This is a genomic window from Georgenia satyanarayanai (assembly GCF_900116375.1).
In the GTDB taxonomy this organism is placed as follows: domain Bacteria; phylum Actinomycetota; class Actinomycetes; order Actinomycetales; family Actinomycetaceae; genus Oceanitalea; species Oceanitalea nanhaiensis.
On sequence record NZ_UETB01000001.1, the window covers coordinates 387,826 to 407,037 of the forward strand.

At 71.6% G+C, this 19,212-nt stretch carries 13 protein-coding genes and 1 pseudogene; 5 read left to right on the top strand and 9 right to left on the bottom strand.

Going from position 1 to position 19,212, the window contains the following annotated elements; translation table 11 throughout:
• The first annotated feature begins 76 nt into the window (after nucleotides 1–76).
• On the top strand, nucleotides 77–931 hold the full coding sequence (locus DSZ44_RS01685; RefSeq protein WP_110850842.1) for an MBL fold metallo-hydrolase: 855 nt from the start codon (nucleotides 77–79) through the stop codon (nucleotides 929–931).
• A gap of 18 nt (nucleotides 932–949) precedes the next feature.
• Here DSZ44_RS01685 and DSZ44_RS01690 read toward each other — a convergent pair.
• The 3 genes and pseudogenes from DSZ44_RS01690 to DSZ44_RS01700 all read right to left on the bottom strand — a co-directional run bounded on the left by DSZ44_RS01690 (nucleotide 950) and on the right by DSZ44_RS01700 (nucleotide 5,616).
• Nucleotides 950–3,489: pseudogene (locus tag DSZ44_RS01690) on the bottom strand (AAA family ATPase).
• A 23-nt stretch (nucleotides 3,490–3,512) separates the two neighbouring features.
• Nucleotides 3,513–4,031 carry a DUF421 domain-containing protein gene (locus DSZ44_RS01695; protein ID WP_110850843.1) on the bottom strand — a complete coding sequence of 173 codons (519 nt, stop codon included), beginning with the start codon at nucleotides 4,029–4,031 and terminating at the stop codon, nucleotides 3,513–3,515.
• Nucleotides 4,032–4,092: 61 nt separating this feature from the next.
• On the bottom strand, nucleotides 4,093–5,616 hold the full coding sequence (locus DSZ44_RS01700) for a M14 family metallopeptidase (protein ID WP_110850844.1): 1,524 nt from the start codon (nucleotides 5,614–5,616) through the stop codon (nucleotides 4,093–4,095).
• A gap of 338 nt (nucleotides 5,617–5,954) precedes the next feature.
• Here DSZ44_RS01700 and DSZ44_RS01705 point away from each other — a divergent pair, with 338 nt between their 5' ends.
• Nucleotides 5,955–8,501 (top strand): M15 family metallopeptidase, encoded by a 2,547-nt coding sequence (locus DSZ44_RS01705; RefSeq protein ID WP_146237454.1) that lies wholly within the window; start codon nucleotides 5,955–5,957, stop codon nucleotides 8,499–8,501.
• A 60-nt stretch (nucleotides 8,502–8,561) separates the two neighbouring features.
• On the opposite strand, the gene DSZ44_RS01710 is transcribed toward DSZ44_RS01705, so the two are convergent.
• The 3 genes from DSZ44_RS01710 to DSZ44_RS01720 are packed head-to-tail and all read right to left on the bottom strand — an operon-like array spanning nucleotide 8,562 to nucleotide 11,859.
• A complete protein-coding gene (locus DSZ44_RS01710; RefSeq protein WP_110850846.1) occupies nucleotides 8,562–10,232 on the bottom strand; it encodes an ABC transporter permease in 1,671 nt (556 codons plus the stop codon).
• The gene (locus tag DSZ44_RS01715; protein ID WP_110850847.1) at nucleotides 10,229–11,158 is read right to left on the bottom strand and encodes an ABC transporter ATP-binding protein; all 930 of its coding nucleotides are present in this window, start codon (nucleotides 11,156–11,158) and stop codon (nucleotides 10,229–10,231) included. The genes DSZ44_RS01710 and DSZ44_RS01715 overlap by 4 nt, the downstream gene beginning before the upstream one ends.
• Entirely contained in the window at nucleotides 11,155–11,859 is a 705-nt protein-coding gene (locus tag DSZ44_RS01720) for a TetR/AcrR family transcriptional regulator (RefSeq protein WP_110850848.1), read from the bottom strand. The genes DSZ44_RS01715 and DSZ44_RS01720 overlap by 4 nt, the downstream gene beginning before the upstream one ends.
• Nucleotides 11,860–12,062: 203 nt before the next feature.
• Between DSZ44_RS01720 and DSZ44_RS01725 the strand changes: the two genes are divergently transcribed.
• On the top strand, nucleotides 12,063–13,712 hold the full coding sequence (locus DSZ44_RS01725) for a BCCT family transporter (protein ID WP_110850849.1): 1,650 nt from the start codon (nucleotides 12,063–12,065) through the stop codon (nucleotides 13,710–13,712).
• 78 nt (nucleotides 13,713–13,790) lie between these two features.
• Here DSZ44_RS01725 and ppk2 read toward each other — a convergent pair whose 3' ends face one another.
• The 3 genes from ppk2 to DSZ44_RS01740 form a co-directional block, all read right to left on the bottom strand.
• Entirely contained in the window at nucleotides 13,791–14,663 is an 873-nt protein-coding gene (gene ppk2, locus DSZ44_RS01730) for a polyphosphate kinase 2 (protein WP_110850850.1), read from the bottom strand.
• A 104-nt stretch (nucleotides 14,664–14,767) separates the two neighbouring features.
• Nucleotides 14,768–15,109: a hypothetical protein gene (locus DSZ44_RS01735; protein WP_146237455.1), complete on the bottom strand. Its 342-nt coding sequence runs from the start codon at nucleotides 15,107–15,109 to the stop codon at nucleotides 14,768–14,770.
• 131 nt (nucleotides 15,110–15,240) lie between these two features.
• Nucleotides 15,241–16,776, bottom strand: coding sequence for a molybdopterin-dependent oxidoreductase (locus DSZ44_RS01740; RefSeq protein ID WP_110850852.1), 1,536 nt, complete (start codon nucleotides 16,774–16,776; stop codon nucleotides 15,241–15,243).
• Nucleotides 16,777–16,814: 38 nt separating this feature from the next.
• On the opposite strand from DSZ44_RS01740, the gene DSZ44_RS01745 reads away from it, so the two are divergent.
• Both DSZ44_RS01745 and DSZ44_RS01750 read left to right on the top strand, forming a co-directional pair.
• Nucleotides 16,815–17,927, top strand: coding sequence for an MFS transporter (locus DSZ44_RS01745; RefSeq protein WP_258369145.1), 1,113 nt, complete (start codon nucleotides 16,815–16,817; stop codon nucleotides 17,925–17,927).
• A gap of 93 nt (nucleotides 17,928–18,020) precedes the next feature.
• On the top strand, nucleotides 18,021–19,166 hold the full coding sequence (locus DSZ44_RS01750) for a DNA alkylation repair protein (RefSeq protein ID WP_110850854.1): 1,146 nt from the start codon (nucleotides 18,021–18,023) through the stop codon (nucleotides 19,164–19,166).
• The last annotated feature ends 46 nt before the right edge of the window (nucleotides 19,167–19,212 follow it).

Below are 19,212 nucleotides of genomic sequence, written 5' to 3' on the forward strand. Positions count from 1 at the left end.
TCAGCGCTTGGGTGCTCGCCTTGCGGACCGCGCCCGTTCTGGTGTCGTGGTGGATGTGCGGACCAGAGGAGGAACGATGTTCGCCATCTGCGCCACGTGCGCCGTCGAGTACACGACGCCGCCACCCGAGGTGTGCCCCGTCTGCGCCGACGAACGCGAGTGGTCGGTGCCCGACGACGGACAGCAGTGGACGAGCCTGCCCGCCCTGCGAGCCGACGGGCAGCGCCTCACCTGGTCGGAGGCCGAGCCGAACCGGGTGGAGATCGGCACCGAGCCGTCCCTGGGGATCGGCCAGACCGCACAGCTGGTGACGACTCCCGCCGGCTCCCTGCTCTGGGACCCGACCGGCTACCTCGACGACGTGACGGTCGAGCGCATCCTCGCCCGCGGCCCGGTGCTGGCGGTCGCGGCCAGCCACCCGCACATGTTCGGCGTCCAGGTGGCCTGGGGCGAGTCGCTCGACGCGCCGGTCCTCGTCTGCGCGGCCGACGAGCAGTGGGTCGGACGCCGCTCGGACCGGATCGAGCTGTACGGGGAGTGGCGGCAGCTCGGCCCCGGCCTCAGCCTCCACCGCGTGGGCGGCCACTTCCCCGGCAGCGCGATCGCCCACTGGGCCGACGGCGCCGGCGGCCGCGGCGTTGTCCTCAGCGGTGACACGGTGTACCCCAACCCGGACCGCAGGTCGGTGGGGTTCCTCCGCAGCTACCCCAACCGGCTGCCGCTGTCCGGGGCGGCGGTGCGCCACATCGCCGACCGGTTGGCGTCCTTCGAGTTCGACCGGATCGTCGGCAACTTCGCCAACCCGATCGAGACCGGTGCCCGCGACGCGGTCGAGTGGTCCGCGCAGCGGCACATCGCCTGGGTGCGGGGGGACCACGACGGGGAGACCGGGACAGTGCCGCGGGAAGCGACCGGTCCGGCCGAGTCGTAGCCGGCGCGCGGGTGCCGCTCAGCGTGAGGCGTCGACGACGGGCTCGGTACTGAGCGCGGTGTCCTGCCCGCGCAGGTGTGCTGCGAGGTACCTCCCGGTCATGCTCGCCTCGTCGGCCGCAAGGGCGTCCGGTGTCCCGACCGCGACGATGCGGCCGCCGGCCTCGCCGCCGCCCGGGCCCATGTCGATGACGTAGTCGGCGTTGGCGACGAGGTCGAGGTCGTGCTCGATGACGATGACCGTGGCGCCGCGGTCGGCGAGGCGCTGGAGCACCTGGAGCAGCGTGCGCACGTCGAGCGGGTGCAGGCCGACGCTCGGTTCGTCGAGGACGAAGACGGCGTCGGACTGGTCGCGGTGGAGCTGGGTGGCGAGCTTGAGCCGCTGCGCCTCGCCACCGGACAGCGCCGGGGTGTCCTCGCCGAGCGTGAGGTAGCCGAGGCCCAGGTCGGCGAGGGCCTGCAGCCGCCGGCGCACCTTGGCGATGTCGCCGACGGCGTCGATGGCCTCGTCGACCGTGAAGCCGAGGAGGTCCGGGAGCGAGAGGCCGTCGCGGAGGATCTCCTCCGCCTCGGGGGCGTAGCGCGAGCCGCCGCAGTCGGGGCAGGGGACGTCGACGTCGGGCAGGAACTGGACGTCGAGGGTCACCTGGCCGGTGCCTTCGCAGCGCGGGCAGGCGAGGGAGCCGGTGTTGTAGGAGAAGTCCGAGGCGGTGAGGCCGCGGCGCGTCGCCTCCTCGGTGGCGGCGTAGGCCTTGCGCAGGTCGTCGTAGACGCCCGAGTACGTGGCGACCGTCGAGCGGACGTTGATACCGATCGGCGTCGCGTCGACCGTATGGACGCGCGTGATCCCTCAGCCTCCACGGACCGCACGTGGCGCGGGAGCCGGGGTGCACCGTCGTCGTTGTCCGCGACGGCGAGCAGGGCCGGGACCAGGGACTCGAGGACCAGGGTGGTCTTGCCGGAACCGGAGACGCCGGTGACGGCGACGAGCCGGCCACGCGGGACGTCCACCTCGAGGGGGTGGACGGTGTGGAGGGCGTCGGTGGCGAGGCGGATGCGGCCGGCGTCGAACATCTCCGCCTCCTCGGCGCGCTCGCGCACGACGACGGGCTCCCTACCGGTGAGGAAGCCGCTGAGCAGGGAGTCGGGGCTGCGCGCGAGGTCGGCGGCGGTGCCCCGGGCGATGACGCGGCCGCCGCCGGTGCCGGAGCCGGGGCCGATCTCCACGAGCCAGGACGCCTCGCGCAGGATCTGGACGTCGTGGTCGACGAAGACGACGGAGTTGCCGTCGGCGAGGAGGTCGCGCATGACGCCGAGCAGGCCGTCGACGTTCGAGGGGTGCAGGCCGATCGAGGGCTCGTCGAGGACATAGAGGACGCCGGTGGTGCGGTTGCGCACGGCGCGGGCGAGCTGGACGCGCTGGCGCTCGCCGGTGGAGAGGGTGGAGCCGGCGCGGTCGAGGGTGAGGTAGCCCAGGCCCAGCTCGACCAGGCGGCGGGCCATGCGCTGGAGGGTCTCGACGAGGCCCTCGGACATCGCGTGCATGGTCCGCGGGAGGGTGGCGGTGACGGTCGGCGCCCAGGCGACGACGTCGTCGAGAGTCATCGCGGTGACGTCGGCCAGGCCGAGGTCCCCGATGCGGGGGAGGCGGGCGCGCTCGCTGAGTCGGGTGCCGTCGCAGGTGCGGCAGGTGCCCTCGGTGAGGAAGCGGGCCACGCGCTTGAGGCGCTTCTCGTCGGTGGCGCGCTTGAGCTCCTCGGTGACCGTGAGGCGGGCGTTGCGGAGGGTGAAGTTGAGGTCGTGCACGTTCTTCTTCGTGGCGAAGGTGATGTGCTTCTTCTCCTCCGGGCCGTTGAGGACGATCTCCCGCTCCCAGGCCTCCAGGTCGCGGAAGGGGACGTCGGTGCGGACGCCGAACTCGCGGACGATGGCCGGCTGGACCTTGAAGTTGAACATCTGCCAGGGCAGGACGGCGCCGTCGTCGATGGTCTTGGACTCGTCGGGGACGAGGGCGGCGTCGTCGACGTCGCGGACCACGCCGGTGCCCGTGCACGTGGGGCAGGCGCCCTCGGAGTTGAAGGCGAGCTGCTCGGCGCCCGGGGCCTGGACCTGCGCGCCACACTCTGGGCATTCGAAGGGAACCTCCGCGGCGACGTCGATCGTCGGCGGGACGCGGTGGCCGTTGGGGCACACGTGCGAGGCGAGGCGGGAGAACATCAGGCGGATGACGTTGAGCAGCTCGGTGGAGGTGCCGAAGGTGGAGCGCACGCCCGGCACGCCGGGGCGCTGGCGCAGGGCGAGGGCGGCGGGGACGTGCTCGACGGAGTCGACGGCGGCGCGCGGGGCGTGGGCCATCCGGCGGCGCGTGTAGGTGGACAGGGCCTCGACGTAGCGGCGCGAGCCCTCCGCGTAGAGGACGCCGAGGGCGAGGGAGGACTTGCCCGAGCCCGACACCCCGGCGATGGCGACGAGCTCACGCAGCGGGATGTCGACGTCGACATCCTTGAGGTTGTGCACGCGGGCGCCGCGGACGGAGATGTGGTCGGGCTGCGAGCTCATCGGGGCTGCTCCTGGACGCGCGGTCAGGCGGGGCGGGACGTCTCGACGCCGTCGAGCGCGGTGGCGGCGCCCATCTTCGCCGCGGGGATGACACTGAGGGAGCCGTCGCTCTCGAGGACGACGGCGCCCACGTCGGCGAGGTCGCCGCTGCCCGAGGCGCGTACCGCCTGGCGGAGCTCGCCCAAGGTCACGCGCTCCTCGTGCATGGCCTTCTCCAACGGCCGGCCGTCGCGCAGGAGCAGGGTGGGCTTTGCGGTGATGACGGAGCGGGTGCTCGGCGCGCGGGTGGAGGTCCACGTGATGACCAGCTGGAGCACGGCGAGCAGGGCGAAGGCGGTGAAGCCCTCGGCCCAGCTCACGTCGGAGCTGAGCAGGATCGTGGCGAGGGTCGAACCGAGCGCGACGGAGACGATGAGGTCGAAGGCGTTGAGCTTGGACAGCGTCCGTTTGCCGGTGAGACGCAGGACGAGGATCAGCGTCAGGTACGCCGCGGCGCCGACGGCGAGGATACGGACGATGTCGGACCAGGTGTCGAACCACATGGGCCCAAGCCCAGCACGGTTGGGAGCGGGCGGCGAGCGCGGGGGCGCGCCCCGGGAGCACCTACGGCGTCGGGGCGGGCCGCTGCTTCGCCAGGGCGTCGGCCCCGGACTCCGGCCCGAGCAGGACGAGGGCGACCGCGTCGGCGTAGGCCTTGAGCTCGCTCTCCCGGTCAGCCTTGGAGACCACGGAGCCGCCCGGCTCGGCCGTGGTTCCGTCGTACTGGTCCAGGGCACGGTTGACCGGTGGCTCCACCGTGAACACGCTGATGTCCTTCGCCGGCCCGTACAGGCCGAGCGAGATCCCCTTCTTGTCGGCGCGGTCCTTCCACGGCTTCGGCTTGCCCCCGGGGCCCATGTCCTCCCGCCAGGTGGCGTTCTCCTTGCCCGCGCCCTCGTACAGCGTGTTGCCGGTGACCGACGGCGAGGTGCGCTTCTTCGTGACGAGCGCGGCCGCCTTCGCTGCCTCGGCCTTCCTCGCCTTCTCCGCGGCCTTCTTCTCCTCGTCGGTCGTGGATGCCTTCGCCGGCTTCTTCCTGGGCGTGCGCACGGGGAACTCCCGCGTCGTGAGTGAGGCTCCCGTCGCCCGACTCTGGATCGCGTAGGCCGTCGCGAGGGCGAGGTCGACGTCGTTCCGGGTGCGGGCACCGTCCGCCTTCTCTGACGCCTCGGTCAGGGTCTTGGTCATCTGCTTCATCAGGGCCCGCTGTCCGGCGGCGGGCATGAGCACCGCCAAGGACGCGCCGATCGCCGCGATCGTCTCGATCGCCTTCCTCTTCGCCGGGCTGGTGAAGTGCGGATCGGCGAACACGCCCGACGCGGAGGTGTCCTTGGTGCCGTGGATGCTGATGATCCGCGACGGGCGGAAGCGGTCGATGAGCTCCATGAGCATGACGTTCTCGGCGAGGACGGGGGACACCTTGACCGGCCCGTTCCCGCCGCCCGCGGTCGCCGTCGGTGCCGGGGCGGCCTTGAGCTCCTTCCCGGCGGGGTCCAGTGCCTTGCCGCCCGCGTAGGAGCCCACGGTGGCGTCCAGACTCGGGAAGTTCCGGTTGGTCTGGGTGCCCCGTTGACGCTTGCCCTCCACACCCCACGCCGGGTCGGCGTGCTGCGGGAACAGTGAGGGGACCACCACCACGGAGTAGTGCGGCTGCTGCTTCTGCAGCGTCGCGAGCAGAGCCTGCGCCACCTCGATGCCCTGGCGCTCGCTGCCGTGCACGCCCGCGATGACCAGGGCCCGCTCGTCGCTCCTGCCCTTGACGAAGTGCACGACGATCGGCTGCGACGGGATGTCCTTGGCGAGCTGCGGTGCCTCGGCCGTGGTGACGCCGCCGGACATGCCGAGCCGGCCGTTGAGGATCGTCAGCGCCATCCAGTGGTCGTCGGAGTCAGGCAGCGCCGTGCGGAGCACGCCCGTCAGCGCGGCGAGCTCGGCCTTGTCGAGCGCCCCGTCCGTGAACCTCTTCTCCCCGACGAGCGCGAGGATCGCGGAGGGGGGTTTCCCGGCGCTCGCCCTGGCGAGCTCGTCGGACAGGGGGGTGCGCTGGATGACCGGCTGGAGCAGGCGTTGGACGCGCTGGTTGCCCAAGGTGCGTTGCAGCCGCAGGGCCCCGGCCGCTGAGAGCAGCGCTGACCGGCCGGCGCCGGCGAGGAGCCGGTGCCGCTCATCGGCACGCGGGAGCTCCGGTGGCCTCGCCGGCCCTCCCGTACGCGCGCGAGCGTCGTCGCGGCGACCCGCGGCGCCCCGTCTGGATCCTGGTCCCATGGCCGGCCCCATGCGCGTGCCTCTCCTTCGACGAGCAGCGTGACACGCCCGCGTCGTCGGTAGCCGGTCATCCGGCCGCCCGGCCGGGCAGGTGATGTTGCCCGATCGTGCGCACAGCCGCGCCGTGTGCTCACGGGCGCAAGGCGCGGACACTGGTACTCGTGCGACCCCAGGGTCTGCGCCAGGTCGGTGCCGGTGCCGCGTCGACGAAAGTAGGGCGGCGGCGCGGTAGCGGCACCGCGGCCGAGGCTGCGCCGTCGGTGTCCCGCGGCGCGTTCCGGACGGACCGGCTCGACCTGCCGACGGTTCTCGAGATGCAGCGGACCGCCGGGAACCTCGCCGTCACCGGCCTGCTCACCCGCGCCCGACGCCGCCGCCCGCCACCGCGGCGGGTCCAGCGCGCGCCGCTCGACCCCAAGCAGGACCCGAAGGGCTACACCCAGCCGCAGGGCGTGAAGAACGTCGCGAGCAGCGGGACGACCCGGCGCGTGGTCACCGTCCCCGGGTTCGGCGTCACCGGCGGGTTCAAGGCCGAGTACACACACCGGAGGAAGGACCCGAAGACCGGCGAGATGCTCGAGGTGAGGACGCCGAGTGCCGAGAGGCGGATGACCGAGCAGTCCCCGGACAACACGGCCGTCGTCGTCATGCCGGACGTGCTCGACAAGAACCGCCCGGTCCAGGTGGTCCTGCACTTCCACGGCTTCGGCTTCCGCGGCGGCACCGACCCGCACGCCGGGTACGCCGTCGCCTCCGGGAGGTCCAAGAACGCCGCCCACGGGGCGCTGGGCACCGTGCGGGACGTCGACCAGGAGCACTGGTCCCAGCAGATCGGTGCGGTGAACGCCGCCCGTGGCGCCACCGGCCCGCAGACCGTCGCCGTCCTCGCGCAGGGCCGAGGGCGGTCGGAGTTCGGCAAGGTGCCGACCTTCCCGTACGTGCGGGCCGTGCTCGACGCCGTCCCGGAGCTGGCGGGGGTGAGCGACTACTCGATCGTCCTGTCCGGTCACAGCGGGGGAGGGGCGACGCAGGTCGCGGGGAAGGTGGCCGACCTCCGCGACGCCGCGACGCCGCCCGCGGACGGCACGCGCCCGGCCCGGCCCGCCGACGTCGTCGTCATGTTCGACGCCGAGGGGGTGGTCTCGGTGATGTCGTGGGCGGTGGGGAAGGTCAGGGAGCTCGCCGCCGCCCTCGAGGCGGACCCGGCCGGTGGGCAGGCCCTCATCGACGCCTCACCCAGGTTCCGCGGCTACTTCGCCGAGTGGGGCGGGTACCGCACGCCCTACATCACCGCGAACCGGATGCTCAAACGTGCCCTCGCCACGGTGCCCGCCGCGTGGACCCTCGCCGGTTCGTCCGGCCCCGGGACCAAGGTCGAGGACCTCTTCCGCATCGTCGCCGTGCCGGGCGTGCGGCACGAGACGGTCATCTCCAAGGAGGGCCCCGCCACCGAGGGGGCGCTCGCCGACGCACTGACGGCGTCGACGTCACCGACGAGCGACCGCGCCCAGGCGCTCCCGTGGGACGCGCGGACCGTCCCGGAGCTCAAGGCCGCGAAGGCGAGGGCGAAGGCGCCCGCCGTCCAGCCGCTCGCCGTCCAGCGCGACGACCCCGCCGTGCCGGCAGCCGCGCCCGCCAAGCCCAGGGCGACGACGTGGAAGACGAGCGACGCGGCGTCGGACTACGCGCTGACGACGGCGGACACCACCCTGCTCGGCTCCCAGACGGCCGCCGAGCGTGCCGCGGACCGCGCGGCGTTCGGCACGGCCCAGCTCAGCCGGATCCGGGCGCTGACGAAGGCCGCGAAGAAGCGGGCGCTCATCCCGGAGGAGACCACCGAGCTCACCGACCTCCAGGCCCTCAGGACGAAGGTCGAGAACGCCAACCGGGCGCTGCGGCGCACGGACGTCGAGGAGATCCTCGACGACGCCGGCTTCACCGTGGCCGGGTGGTACGGGGACATCCAGAAGGGCAGCTTCCTCGGGGTCCCGGCCAAGGTGCACACGTCGCTCGCCGACCGGCTCACCCAGGCGGAGACCGCGCTCGTCGGGGACGCCGCCGTCAACCCGAGCGGCGACGACGCGAAGACCCTCGGGGCCACCCTCGGCATGTACGGGACCGCCAGCGACCTACGCGCCCCGAAGAACGCCGTCGGCGGCTCGAGCCTGAGCCTGCACACCTTCGGCCTGGCGGTCGACCTCAACTACAAGGGCAACCCCTTCCTCGGGAACCAGGGGAAGACGGCGCCCGACGTCGTCGCGCGCGCCACGTCGCTGGTCACCGGAACCGCCGTGGACGTCCTCACCCAGCTCGGCGACGCGCAGGCCTCCTTCACCGCGCTCAAGGACGCCAACGACGCCCTCACGACCTACTTCTCCTACCGGGAGCCGGCGAACCGGCCGCTGCTCGACGCCAAGCTCACCGGCCGGACCGCCGCCGCGGGGGAGCCGACCGACGCCGCCGGGTGGATCAAGGTCATCGAGCAGGACCACGCCGCCCTCAAGGACAAGGGCGACTTCAAGAAGCACAAGCCGCCGGAGGAGGGCTTCCTCGACCTCGACGAGCGGGTGGTCATGGCGCTCACCGGCGCCGGCCTCACCTGGGGCGGGACGTACCGGACAGCCAAGGACATCATGCACTTCGACCTGCGCGAGGGGGACGGCGGGAAGGTGAACAAGGCGCGGATCGCGCACACCGACAGCAGGTAGCGCGCGCGGCGGCGAGCATGGACGCCCGGTCCGTCCCTCCTCGCTCGCGCGCCCCGCGGGCTACGCCGTGATCAGGTCTCGACGGCGGAAGCCCGCGGTACCGATCGCCACGAGGATCGCGGCGATGAGTGTCAGCAGGGCGACCGCGCCCCAGGAGATCTCCTCGGCCGGGTACTGGCCGACGTGCCGGAACACCGAGGTGGCGAGCACCGCGTCCTCCAGCTGCAGCATGTCGCCGAAGAGCCCGAGGACAGCTCCGTACACGAAGACCACCCAGGTGAGCCCGGTGAGGCGCGGCGCCAGCCCGTAGAGCGCGACGGCGAGCCCGAGCAGCAGCCAGGTGACCGGTGCGTGCGCCGCGTGTCCGAGGACCACGCTGCCGACGAGGTCCCAGTCTCCTGTCCCGAGCCCCGCCCCGAGCCCGACTCCGAGACCGGCGAGGGCGAGGAGCCACAGGGTCCCCAGCGCGGCGACCAGCACCCAGGAGAGCACCCAGCTCGTCCGCGAGACGGCCGCCGCCAGGACAGGCTCGGTACGCACCCCCTGTTCCTCGCCCCGCAGCGACTGGACCGACAGGATCGCGAACACGGCCACGATGATCGTGAGGTAGATCCCCATGAACCCGAGGTACCCCTCGACCATCCCCTCGGAGCCGCCGAACACGGCGAGGAGCTCCGCGGGCATGCCGGACGCATTCTCCGCCATCGGCTGCACGAAGGCGCCGAAGGTGATGCCGGCCAGCAGCAGCGCGAACGACCACCAGGCCAGTCCCGACCGCTGCAGCCGGTAGGCGAGCGTGAGCGAGCTGCGCAGCCACCCGGGAGCCGATGCCGAGCCGAGCCTGTCGGGCAGGATGCCCGCGGCAAGGTCGCGCCGGGACTGCAGCGCGAACCCCGCAGCGGCCAGTGCCAGCGCCGCCGCCAGCGAGACGGTGAGCGGCCACCACCGGTCGAGGGTGAGCGGGGCGGTCTGCTGCGACCACCCGAACGGGGAGAGCCACGACAGCCACCCGAGGTTGCCGCCCTGCGTGGCGGACATGTCGCCCAGCCCGCGCACGATGAAGGCCGCTGCGAGCACCGCCCCGGCGACGCCTGACGCCGCACGGGAGTACGGCGAGAGCTGCACGGTGATGGCTGCGACACCGGCGAAGACCAGCCCGACGGCGCCGATGCTGCACGCGAACAGCAGCGCCGCCCCCAGCGGGCCGGCGGCCCGCGAGGTGTGGAACGTGAGTGTCAGGAGCACCGTCATCGCCGCGTTCATCAGGACGACGAGGACCAGGGCAGCGGCGAGCTGCGCGTGCCGCCCCACGACGTTGGCGCGCACCAGCTCGGCCCGGCCCGTCTGCTCCTCGACGCGTGTGTGGCGCGAGACCGTGGTGATGCTCATCAGGGCCGCGCCGATCATGATGAAGGCGCCGTAGGTGCCGACCAGGAAGCGCCCGAGCGTGATGTCGTCGAAGCCGTAGCCCGGACCGCCGATGAGTGCCATCACGGGGTTGGCCGCGAACGCGGCGAAGGTGGCGAGCGCCTCCTCGTCCAGGACCAGCCCGAGCGCGGTGGCGAAGTAGGCGAGAAGCATGGTCAGGCCGAGCACCCACGCGGGGAAACGGACCCGGTCCCGGCGCAGCATGAACCGCAGCAGCGTCCCGGTGCCGACGAGCGAGGAGCCCCGCTCGCGGTCCCTGCGGTGGGTGGATGCGGGGGAGGTGGCGAGCGTCGTCGTGGTCATGACGCGCTCCTGGTCAGCTCGTCGCCGTAGTGGCGCAGCAGCAGCCGCTCGAGCGTCGGCTGCGTGGCGGTCAGCGACTGCACGCCGTGGCTGGACAGCTCGCGCATCACCTCCGGGAGATGCTGTGCATCGACGTCGAAGTGGAGCCGGCCGTCCTCCTCGCGCAGACCGTGCACGCCGGTGAGCCCCGACAGCGCGGAGACGGGCTCGGCCGTCTGCGCGGTCACCGCCGTGCGCGACAGGTGGCGCATCTCGCCCAGCGTTCCGGACTCCACGATGGCGCCCTTCCGGATGATCGAGATGCGGTCGGCCAGGACCTCGACCTGGGCGAGGATGTGGCTGGACAGCAGCACCGTGCTACCGGCGTGCTTGGCCTCGCGGATGCACTCCTGGAACACCGCCTCCATGAGGGGGTCGAGTCCGGCGGTCGGCTCGTCGAGCAGCAGCAGCTCGGCGTTCGAGGCGAGCGCCGAGATGAGCGCGACCTTCTGCCGGTTGCCCTTGGAGTAGGTGCGCCCCTTCTTGCGGGGGTCGAGGTCGAAACGCTCGATGAGCTCGTCGCGCTTCTTCCGGTCGACGCCCCCGCGCAGCTGGGCGAACAGGTCGATAGCCTCACCGCCGGTGAGGTTGGGCCACAGCTCCACGTCGCCGGGCACGTAGGCGAGTCTGCGGTGCAGCGACACGGCGTCGTGCCACGGGTCGCCTCCCAGGAGGCGAACGCTGCCGGAGTCGTGCCGCAGGATCCCGAGCAGGATGCGGATCGTGGTGGACTTGCCCGCCCCGTTCGGGCCGAGGAAGCCGTGGACCTCGCCGGGGGAGACGTCGAGGGTGAGGCCGTCGAGCGCGTTGACCGTGCCGAAGCTCTTGCTGAGGTTCGAGATGCTGATGGCGGGCGCCGTGGCGTCCGCGCGCGTGAGGGATGTCATTGTTCGCCTTCTCGGGTCGATGGGGTGTCGGTCTCCGGAGCGTGCTGAGCCGGCGGGTCGTGCTGGCTCCCCGGAGTGGCCCGAGGCCCCGGCGCGGACATCCCCTCGGGGACGGACTCGATGAGGCCGTACCGGTAGAGGTCGAACAGGTAGGGGGTGAGGCGTGTCATCGAGGCGAACAGGTCCTCCGTGCCCAGCGAGTGCCGAACCCTGGGCTCCAGCAGCATCGGCGCGAGCCCCAGCATCGCGACGGCCGTGGCCTGTGCACGCCGGTCCTCCGCCTTGCGCAGGACGTACCCGGCGAAGCCTTCCTCGATGATCTGCTCGATGACCTCGACGTAGTGGTCGAAGAAGCGCTGGCCCTGCTCGGACGGGTCGAGCAACGACGTGAGCAGGTACTCGGCGCTGATCCGCATCGGACCGTGGCTCAGCATCTCGGCGACGACGAGCGGTGAACGGGTGGCGTTCTCGCGCTTCGTGTTGGTGAGCAGCTCGAAGACGTGGTCGTCACAGGCGGCGCGCAGCCCGTCCTTCGAACCGAAGTGGTGGATCACCAGACCCGGCGACACCCCCGCCGTCGCCGCGATCTTGCGCACCGTCGTCCTGGAGAAACCGTGCGCGGCGAACTCGCCGATCGCGGCGTCGCGGATGCGTGCTGCGGTGTCCGGAGCGGTGTGCGGGGCTCGTCGTGTTGAACCCATGTTCAATATTAAACGGCTGTTTGATGACGTCGTCAAGAGGCCTCAGCGCGGGGGCCGGTGGAGATCGTCAGCCAGCTCGCGCCCCGGTCGCCCGACGTGCCGACAGCCCGCTCAGTTCTTGCATGTGACGCGCATCACGGACATCCTTGCGAGACGATCGCCTCCGGGTTGGAGGTGCCATCACCGTGGACGAGGGGGCAACGATGCTCGAGCGGCTCGCTGAACGTCTTGGACTGCGCACCAACCCGACGATCTTCTTCGTCTCTGCCGCCCTGATGGTGGTCATCCTCATCGTGCTGCTGCTGTACCCGGGGGAGACTCACGCGGTGTTCACCCTGAGCCGCAGCTGGGTGGTGACCAACCTCGGCTGGTTCTTCATCATGGGCGTCTCACTGTGGCTGGTCTTCCTGCTGGCGGTGGCGCTCAGCAAGTTCGGCAACATCCGCCTCGGGGACGACGACGACCGGCCCAAGTACAGCAACGTCTCCTGGTTCACCATGCTGTTCGCCGGCGGCATCGGCACCGTCCTCATGTTCTGGGGCGTCGCCGAGCCGATCTCCCACTTCTCCAACCCGCCCATCGACGGCGTGGAGCCCTACTCGGTGCAGGCCGCGCAGGACGCGATGAGCTTCTCGCTCTACCACCTGGGCCTGCACACCTGGACGATCTTCGCGCTGCCCGGCCTGGCCATGGCCTACTTCATCTACCGCTACAAGCTGCCCATCCGGGTGAGCTCGGTGTTCTACCCGTTCCTCAAGGAGCGCATCTACGGGCCCATCGGCAAGACGATCGACGTCTTCGCCATCCTCGGCACGCTGTTCGGCCTGGCCGTCTCGATCGGTCTGGGCACCTCCCAGATCAACGCGGGCCTCAGCGAGCTCTTCGGGGTCCCGGACGCCGTGCTGCCGAAGGTGCTCATCATCGTGGCGCTCACGACGGTGGCGGTCGCCTCGATCGTGGCCGGTCTGGACAACGGCGTGCGGCGGCTGTCGAACATCAACATCGGCATGGCCGTGGGGCTGCTGATCTTCGTCTTCCTCGCCGGCTCCACCGTGTTCCTCGCCCGTCAGATCATCGAGACCATCGGCCTCTACGCGCAGAGCATCATCCCGCTGTCCTTCTGGAACGACGCGATGGCGCCCTACACCGACGAGGAGGGCTGGGGCTGGCAGGGCGGGTGGACCGTCTTCTACTGGGCGTGGACGGTCACCTGGGCGCCCTTCATGGGCATCTTCGTCGCGCGGATCTCCAAGGGCCGCACGATCCGCGAGTTCGTGCTGGCGGTGCTGTTCGCGCCGTCGGCGTTCACGCTGGTCTGGTTCTCCATCTTCGGCTGGTCGGCCATGGACCTGGACGGGATCGGCGGGGACGGCGGGGCGATCTCCGCCGCCGTCGCGGAGAGCATCCCGCTGGCGATGTTCGAGTTCTTCGAGAACTTCCCGGCCACCACCCTCATCCAGGGTCTGGCGGTCCTGATCGTCGCGATCTTCTTCGCGACCTCCTCCGACTCCGCCTCGCTGGTGGTGGACATGCTGTGCACCGGCGACGGCGAGGAAGGGCCGGTGCGCCAGCGCGTCTTCTGGGGGGTGTCCGAGGGCATGCTCGCCGCGCTGCTCATCGTGCTCGCCGGGGACACCGGGCTGGAGGCGCTGCAGCAGGTGATCACCGTGGTGGGCCTGCCGATCTTCATCCTCGTGTTCGCGATGGCGTTCGCCTTGGCGCGCGGGCTGCAGCAGGAACGTATCCAGAAGCTTCGGATCGTGGCCCCACCACCGGCCCCGTCGGAGGAGGAGGTCGCCCGCGCGAACGGGGACCCGCCGACCCAGGCGCAGACGCCCAAGGCGGAGGACTGACCCCCGGCCGGCCGGCGCGGGTACGGCGCGAACGGGAACGCCGTCACGAGGGGTCGGCTCGTGCCGTACGGCGTCTCGTCAGCCCTTGGCCGGATCCTCGACCAGCGTGGACGCCCAGTCGGGGACGTAGGAGGAGACCTCGATCGGCGGCCGCTGGTAGCCGGTGCCGGAGGGGCGCTTGGGCAGGGTGACCTTCTCCTCGCGTGGGACGTCCTCGTAGGGGAGCGAGGCGAGCAGGTGGTGGATCATGTTGAGCCGCGCCTGCTTCTTGGAGTCCGAGGCCACGTGGTACCAGGGCGCGACCGGTGTGTCGGTGTGGACCATCATCTCGTCCTTGGCCCGGGAGAAGTCCTCCCAGCGGGTGATCGACTCGAGGTCGATGGGGGAGAGCTTCCACTGGCGCAGCGGGTCGTGCAGGCGCTTGCGGAAGCGCTCGAGCTGCACGTCGTCGGAGACGGAGAACCAGTACTTGCGCAGGTGGATGCCGTCCTCGACGAGCATCTGCTCGAAGATCGGGCACTGGCGCAGGAAGCGCTTGTGCTCCTCGGGCGTGCAGAAGCCCATGACCTTCTCGACGCCGGCGCGGTTGTACCAGGACCGGTCGAACAGGACGATCTCGCCCGCGGCCGGCAGGTGCTCGACGTAGCGCTGGAAGTACCACTGGCCGCGCTGACGCTCGGTGGGCGCGGGCAGCGCGGCGATGCGCGCGGTGCGGGGGGAGAGGTACTCGGTGATCCGCTTGATCGTGCCGCCCTTCCCGGCGGCGTCGCGGCCCTCGAAGATGACGACGACGCGTTCGCCGGTCTCTTTCACCCACCTCTGCAGCTTCCCGAGCTCACCCTGCAGGCGGTAGAGCTCGGCCTCGTAGACCTTGTTGGGGATCTTCGTCGTGGTGAACCCGGCAGCCTCGGGACTGATGTCGGTGGCGTCCGTCCTCGTTGATCTGGCCATGGGGAGAGTGTGGCGCAACTTCCACGGGTGCGGGGGTCCGTGCCTCACGACGGCGACGCGCCACTGCGGAGATCCAGTGGCGCCGCGCTCGTCGCTTGCCCCGCTCAGTACCCCGAAGAGCTGCTCACGGCGACGAAGGCGCCGATGGCGACGAAGACCAGGACGACCTGTCCGATCCCCCAGACGACGGCGAGCCACCCCAGGACCTTGCCGGCGGTGGCCGACTGATTCATCCGCTCGGCCTTGGACGCCTGCCAGATCGCGAGCGGGCCGAAGACGATCCCGGCGAAGAACAGGCCGATGATGCCGAAGATGAGCGAGGTCTGCGCCGCCTTCTCGCCGCGCATCGCGTCCGGTGAGTAGGTGGTGTGCTCCGGGGCTCCGTTGTAGATCGGCATGCCGCCCTGCGGCTGCGGCGGCGGAGTCGTGGGGTACTGCTGGGACATGGCGCTCGCCTTCTCGTGGGAGGAGTGGTCGACACGGTCGCCAGGCACGCGTGGAGGAGGGGCTGGCAGCATCCGACGGCATCGCCGGTCGCACGGCTCATGCTAGCCACGTGGGCAGGGTCGTCGACGAGCTACCGCACCTCGACGTCCACCGAGTGCCAGCCGCTGGCGCCGTCGGGCGCGGGCGGGGTGAAGCGCTCGGTCTGGACCTCACCGTTCCCGTCGGTGGCCCGCACGGTGAGCGTGTGCTCCCCGGGCTCGGCGTCCCACTCGAGCATCCACATGCGCCACGAGTCGATCGTGGGCTCGGCGGCGAGGGTGGCGGGCTGCCACTCGCCGTCGTCCACGCGGACCTCGACGGCGGTGATGCCGCGCTGCTGGGCCCAGGCGACGCCGGCGATGACGGTCGGCCCGGCGTCGACCGGTCCACGGCGCGGCACGTCGATGCGTGAGGCGGTCTTGATCGGGCCGCGCTCGGACCAGCCGCGCGGCGTCCAGTAGCCCTCGTCCCTGGCGAAGCTCGTCACCTCGAGGTCGACCACCCACTTCGTCGCCGACACGTACCCGTACAGCCCCGGCACGACCATCCGCACCGGGAAGCCGTGCTGGGCGGGCAGCGGCTCGCCGTTCATCCCGACGGCGAGGAGGGAGCTGCGATCGTCGGTGAGCGCCTCGAGCGGGGTGCCGGCCGTCCAGCCGTCGGCACTCGTCGAGAGCACCATGTCCGCCTCCGGCAGCGGACGGGCGCGGGCGAGGAGCTCGCGCACCGGCCAGCCGGTCCACACCGCGTTGCCGGCGAGGTTCCCGCCCACGTAGTTCGACACGCAGGTGAGTGTCACGAGCGCCTCGACCATGGGCTGGGCGAGCAGCTCGGCCATGTCGATCTCGACCTCCTCCTCGACCATCCCGTGCACCCGCAGCCGCCACGTCGTGGGGTCCACCTGGGGGACGGTGAGGGCGGTGTCGATCCGGTAGAAGTTGTCGTTGGGTGTGCGGTAGGGCGTCTGGCCCGGCACGCCCTGCTCAGCGGCCGCGGGGATGGTCACCGGCGCGGCGACGCGCGGCACGACGAACGCGTCCCGTGCCGCCCGCACCGCCTCGCCGGCGCCGCTGAGGACGCGCCCGGCGATGATGCCGAGCACGCCGACGACGGCGAGCGCCCCGCCCCCGACGAGCACCGAGCGGCGGGTGAGGTCGCCCGGCATCTCGACCTCCGCCGTCGTCGTCATGTCGCGGTTGAACCAGGCGAGGACGAGGGCGCCGACGACGACGCCGGCCATCGTCGGCAGGGCGTCGGTCGCCGCCGCGTTGGGGCGGCTGAGGACGGCCGCGACGCCGAGGATGCCGACGAGCGCGAACGTGACCAGCCCGGCCGCGAGCATCCACCGGGCGAGCAGCCCGATGCCCGCGCACGCGGCGAGGAGCACGAGGCCCATGCCGACGAACAGGGCGGTCTTGTCCGCCGTCCCGAACGTCGCGACGGCGAAGTCCTTGAGCCACGGCGGGGTGAGGTCGACGAACGCGTCGGCCACCGCGAGCAGCGGCGACGGCGTCCCCTCGACCGTGGTGACGCGGGTGAGCAGCCCCGCCAGCAGCTCCGCGACGCCGAGCGTCACCGCGCCCGCTGCCAGTCCGGCAAGCGCGGCCGCACCTCGCGGGGTGAGCATCACCACACCATGGTCGCACCCTCGCGCGGAACTTCGGCGTGGGACAGGTCTGCGCGAGGGTGCAGCCCTTCTGGGTGCAGTTATGCATACCTTGCACGAGTGCAAACCAGCTGCCCCGCCCCCGCGGCAGGGTCCGGCTCGACCTCGCCGGGATGGTCCTGCTCGCCGTCGCCACCAAGTGCCTCGTGCTCGCCACCTCCTGGGGCGGCCACACCTACGCCTGGTCCGACCCCGTCATCCTCGGCCTCATCGCCGGCACGGTCGTCGCCGCGGTGGCGTTCGTGATGGTGGAGCTCCGCGCCGCCGAGCCGATCCTGCCCATGCACCTGTTCGCCGAGCCCAACTTCAACGTCACCACGGTGGCGGGCCTGCTCATCGGCGTCGGCATGTTCGGCGCCATCGGCTACATGCCCACCTACCTGCAGATGACCTTCGGTGTCGACGCCACCGAGTCCGGGCTCCTCATGATCCCGATGATGGGGACGATGCTCGTCACCTCGACCGTCACCGGCCAGCTCGTCACCCGCACCGGGCGCTACAAGTGGATGCCGATCACCGGCAGCCTCATCCTCGCCGTGGGCCTGATGCTGCTGTCCACCCTCACCGCGGACATGGGCGTGTGGCACGTGTGTCTCTACGTCGGGGTCATCGGGCTGGGGCTGGGCATGTCGATGCAGGTCCTCGTGCTCGTCGTGCAGAACACCTTCCCGCTGCGTGAGGTCGGCACCGCCACGGCGTCGAACAACTACTTCCGCCAGATCGGCGCCACCCTCGGCTCGGCGCTCGTGGGCAGCATCTTCACGAGCCGGCTGGCGAGCCTGCTCGTCGAGCGGCTCCCCGCCGAGGCGGTGGAGAGCGTCGGCGGCGGTGCCGACTCCCTCACTCCCGCCATGGTCGCCGGCCTGCCGGACGCGATCCGCCAGCCGATCATCGAGTCCTACAACGACGCACTGACCCCGATCTACCTGTGGATCGCGCCCCTCGGGCTCATCGCCGCGGTGCTGCTGTGCTTCGTCAAGGAGGTGCCGCTGGCCACCAGCCTGGACGACGAGCAGGTTCCCCAGGCCGCCGTCGAGGGCAACCTCCTGGCGCCGGCCGACATGGCCGAGGAGGGGGCCGTGGCCCGCGGGCCTCGCGCGGTGGGATCCTGACGACGCGACGGACCCGTCCGGGTCCGGCGGTCGGGACGTCTCCCGCCCTCTCCGCGCGACGCCCTGCACAGCACCACGAGATCGGAGGCCCTGATGCCGTTCGCCGACGAGCTGATCGGGACGCAGACCGTCCGCGCCCTGACCTCGTCGCTCGAGACGGTGCGGCCCGACCTCGGGCTGACGGCGGTGCGCGCAACGGAGCAGGCGCTGGCACCGCTGTCCTTGCGTGAGCGCAGCGACCTGCTGCGGGACGCGCTGCTCGCGGACCTGCCGGGCGACTATCCCGCCTTGGCCGCGACGGTCCGCGCAGCACGCGACCGCGCCGAGTCGTTCACCGGCTGGCTCATCTGGCCGGTCACGAGCGCCGTCGTCGCCAAGGCGATCGAGGACGGCTCGGAGGACGCGTTCGACGATGCTCTGGCCCTGATCGCAGAGCTCACCCCGCGGCTGACCGCGGAGTTCGCCATCCGCGGGCTTCTCAACCACGACCTCGACCGGGCTCTGGCGATCATCCAGGGCTGGGTCGCCTCCGAGGACGAGCACGTCCGCCGGCTGGCCACGGAGGGCACTCGCCCGTTCCTGCCCTGGTCCGTGCGGGTACCGGGCATCCTGGTCGAACCCCGGTCCACGCTCCCGATCCTGCACGCCCTCTACCGGGACGAGTCCGAGTACGTGCGCCGCTCGGTCGCCAACCACCTCAACGACCTGAGCCGCCGTGAGCCCGACCTCGCCGTCGAGACCGCGACTGCCTGGCTCGACGCTCCGGGCGACACCGACGTGACCAAGGAGAACACCCGCAGGCTCGTGCGCCACGGCCTGCGCACCCTCGTGAAGCAGGGGCACCCCGGAGCGCTCGGCCTGCTCGGGTTCACACCCGCGGCGGTGGATGTGACAGGGCCGGTGCTGGCCACCGACGTCGTCGCGGTGGGGGAGGTGCTGGCCTTCACCGCCTCCGTCCGCAACACGGGGACGGAGGCGGCTCAGCTGGCCGTCGACTACGTCATCCACCACCGCAAGGCGAACGGGTCGCAGACCGACAAGACGTTCAAGCTCACCACCCGCCGACTCGCACCCGGCGAGGCCGTCGACCTTGGCAAGCAGCACTCGTTCCGTGTCATCACCACCCGGCGCTACTACCCGGGGGAGCACGCACTCGAGCTCCAGGTCAACGGCGTTCGATACGGCCGCGTGAGCTTCACGCTGACGACCCCGCCGGGGCAGGTAGCCGCGGAGGGCTGACTCCACCGGCAAGACGGTCCGGATGTCTGCGTGTCCGACGATGTCC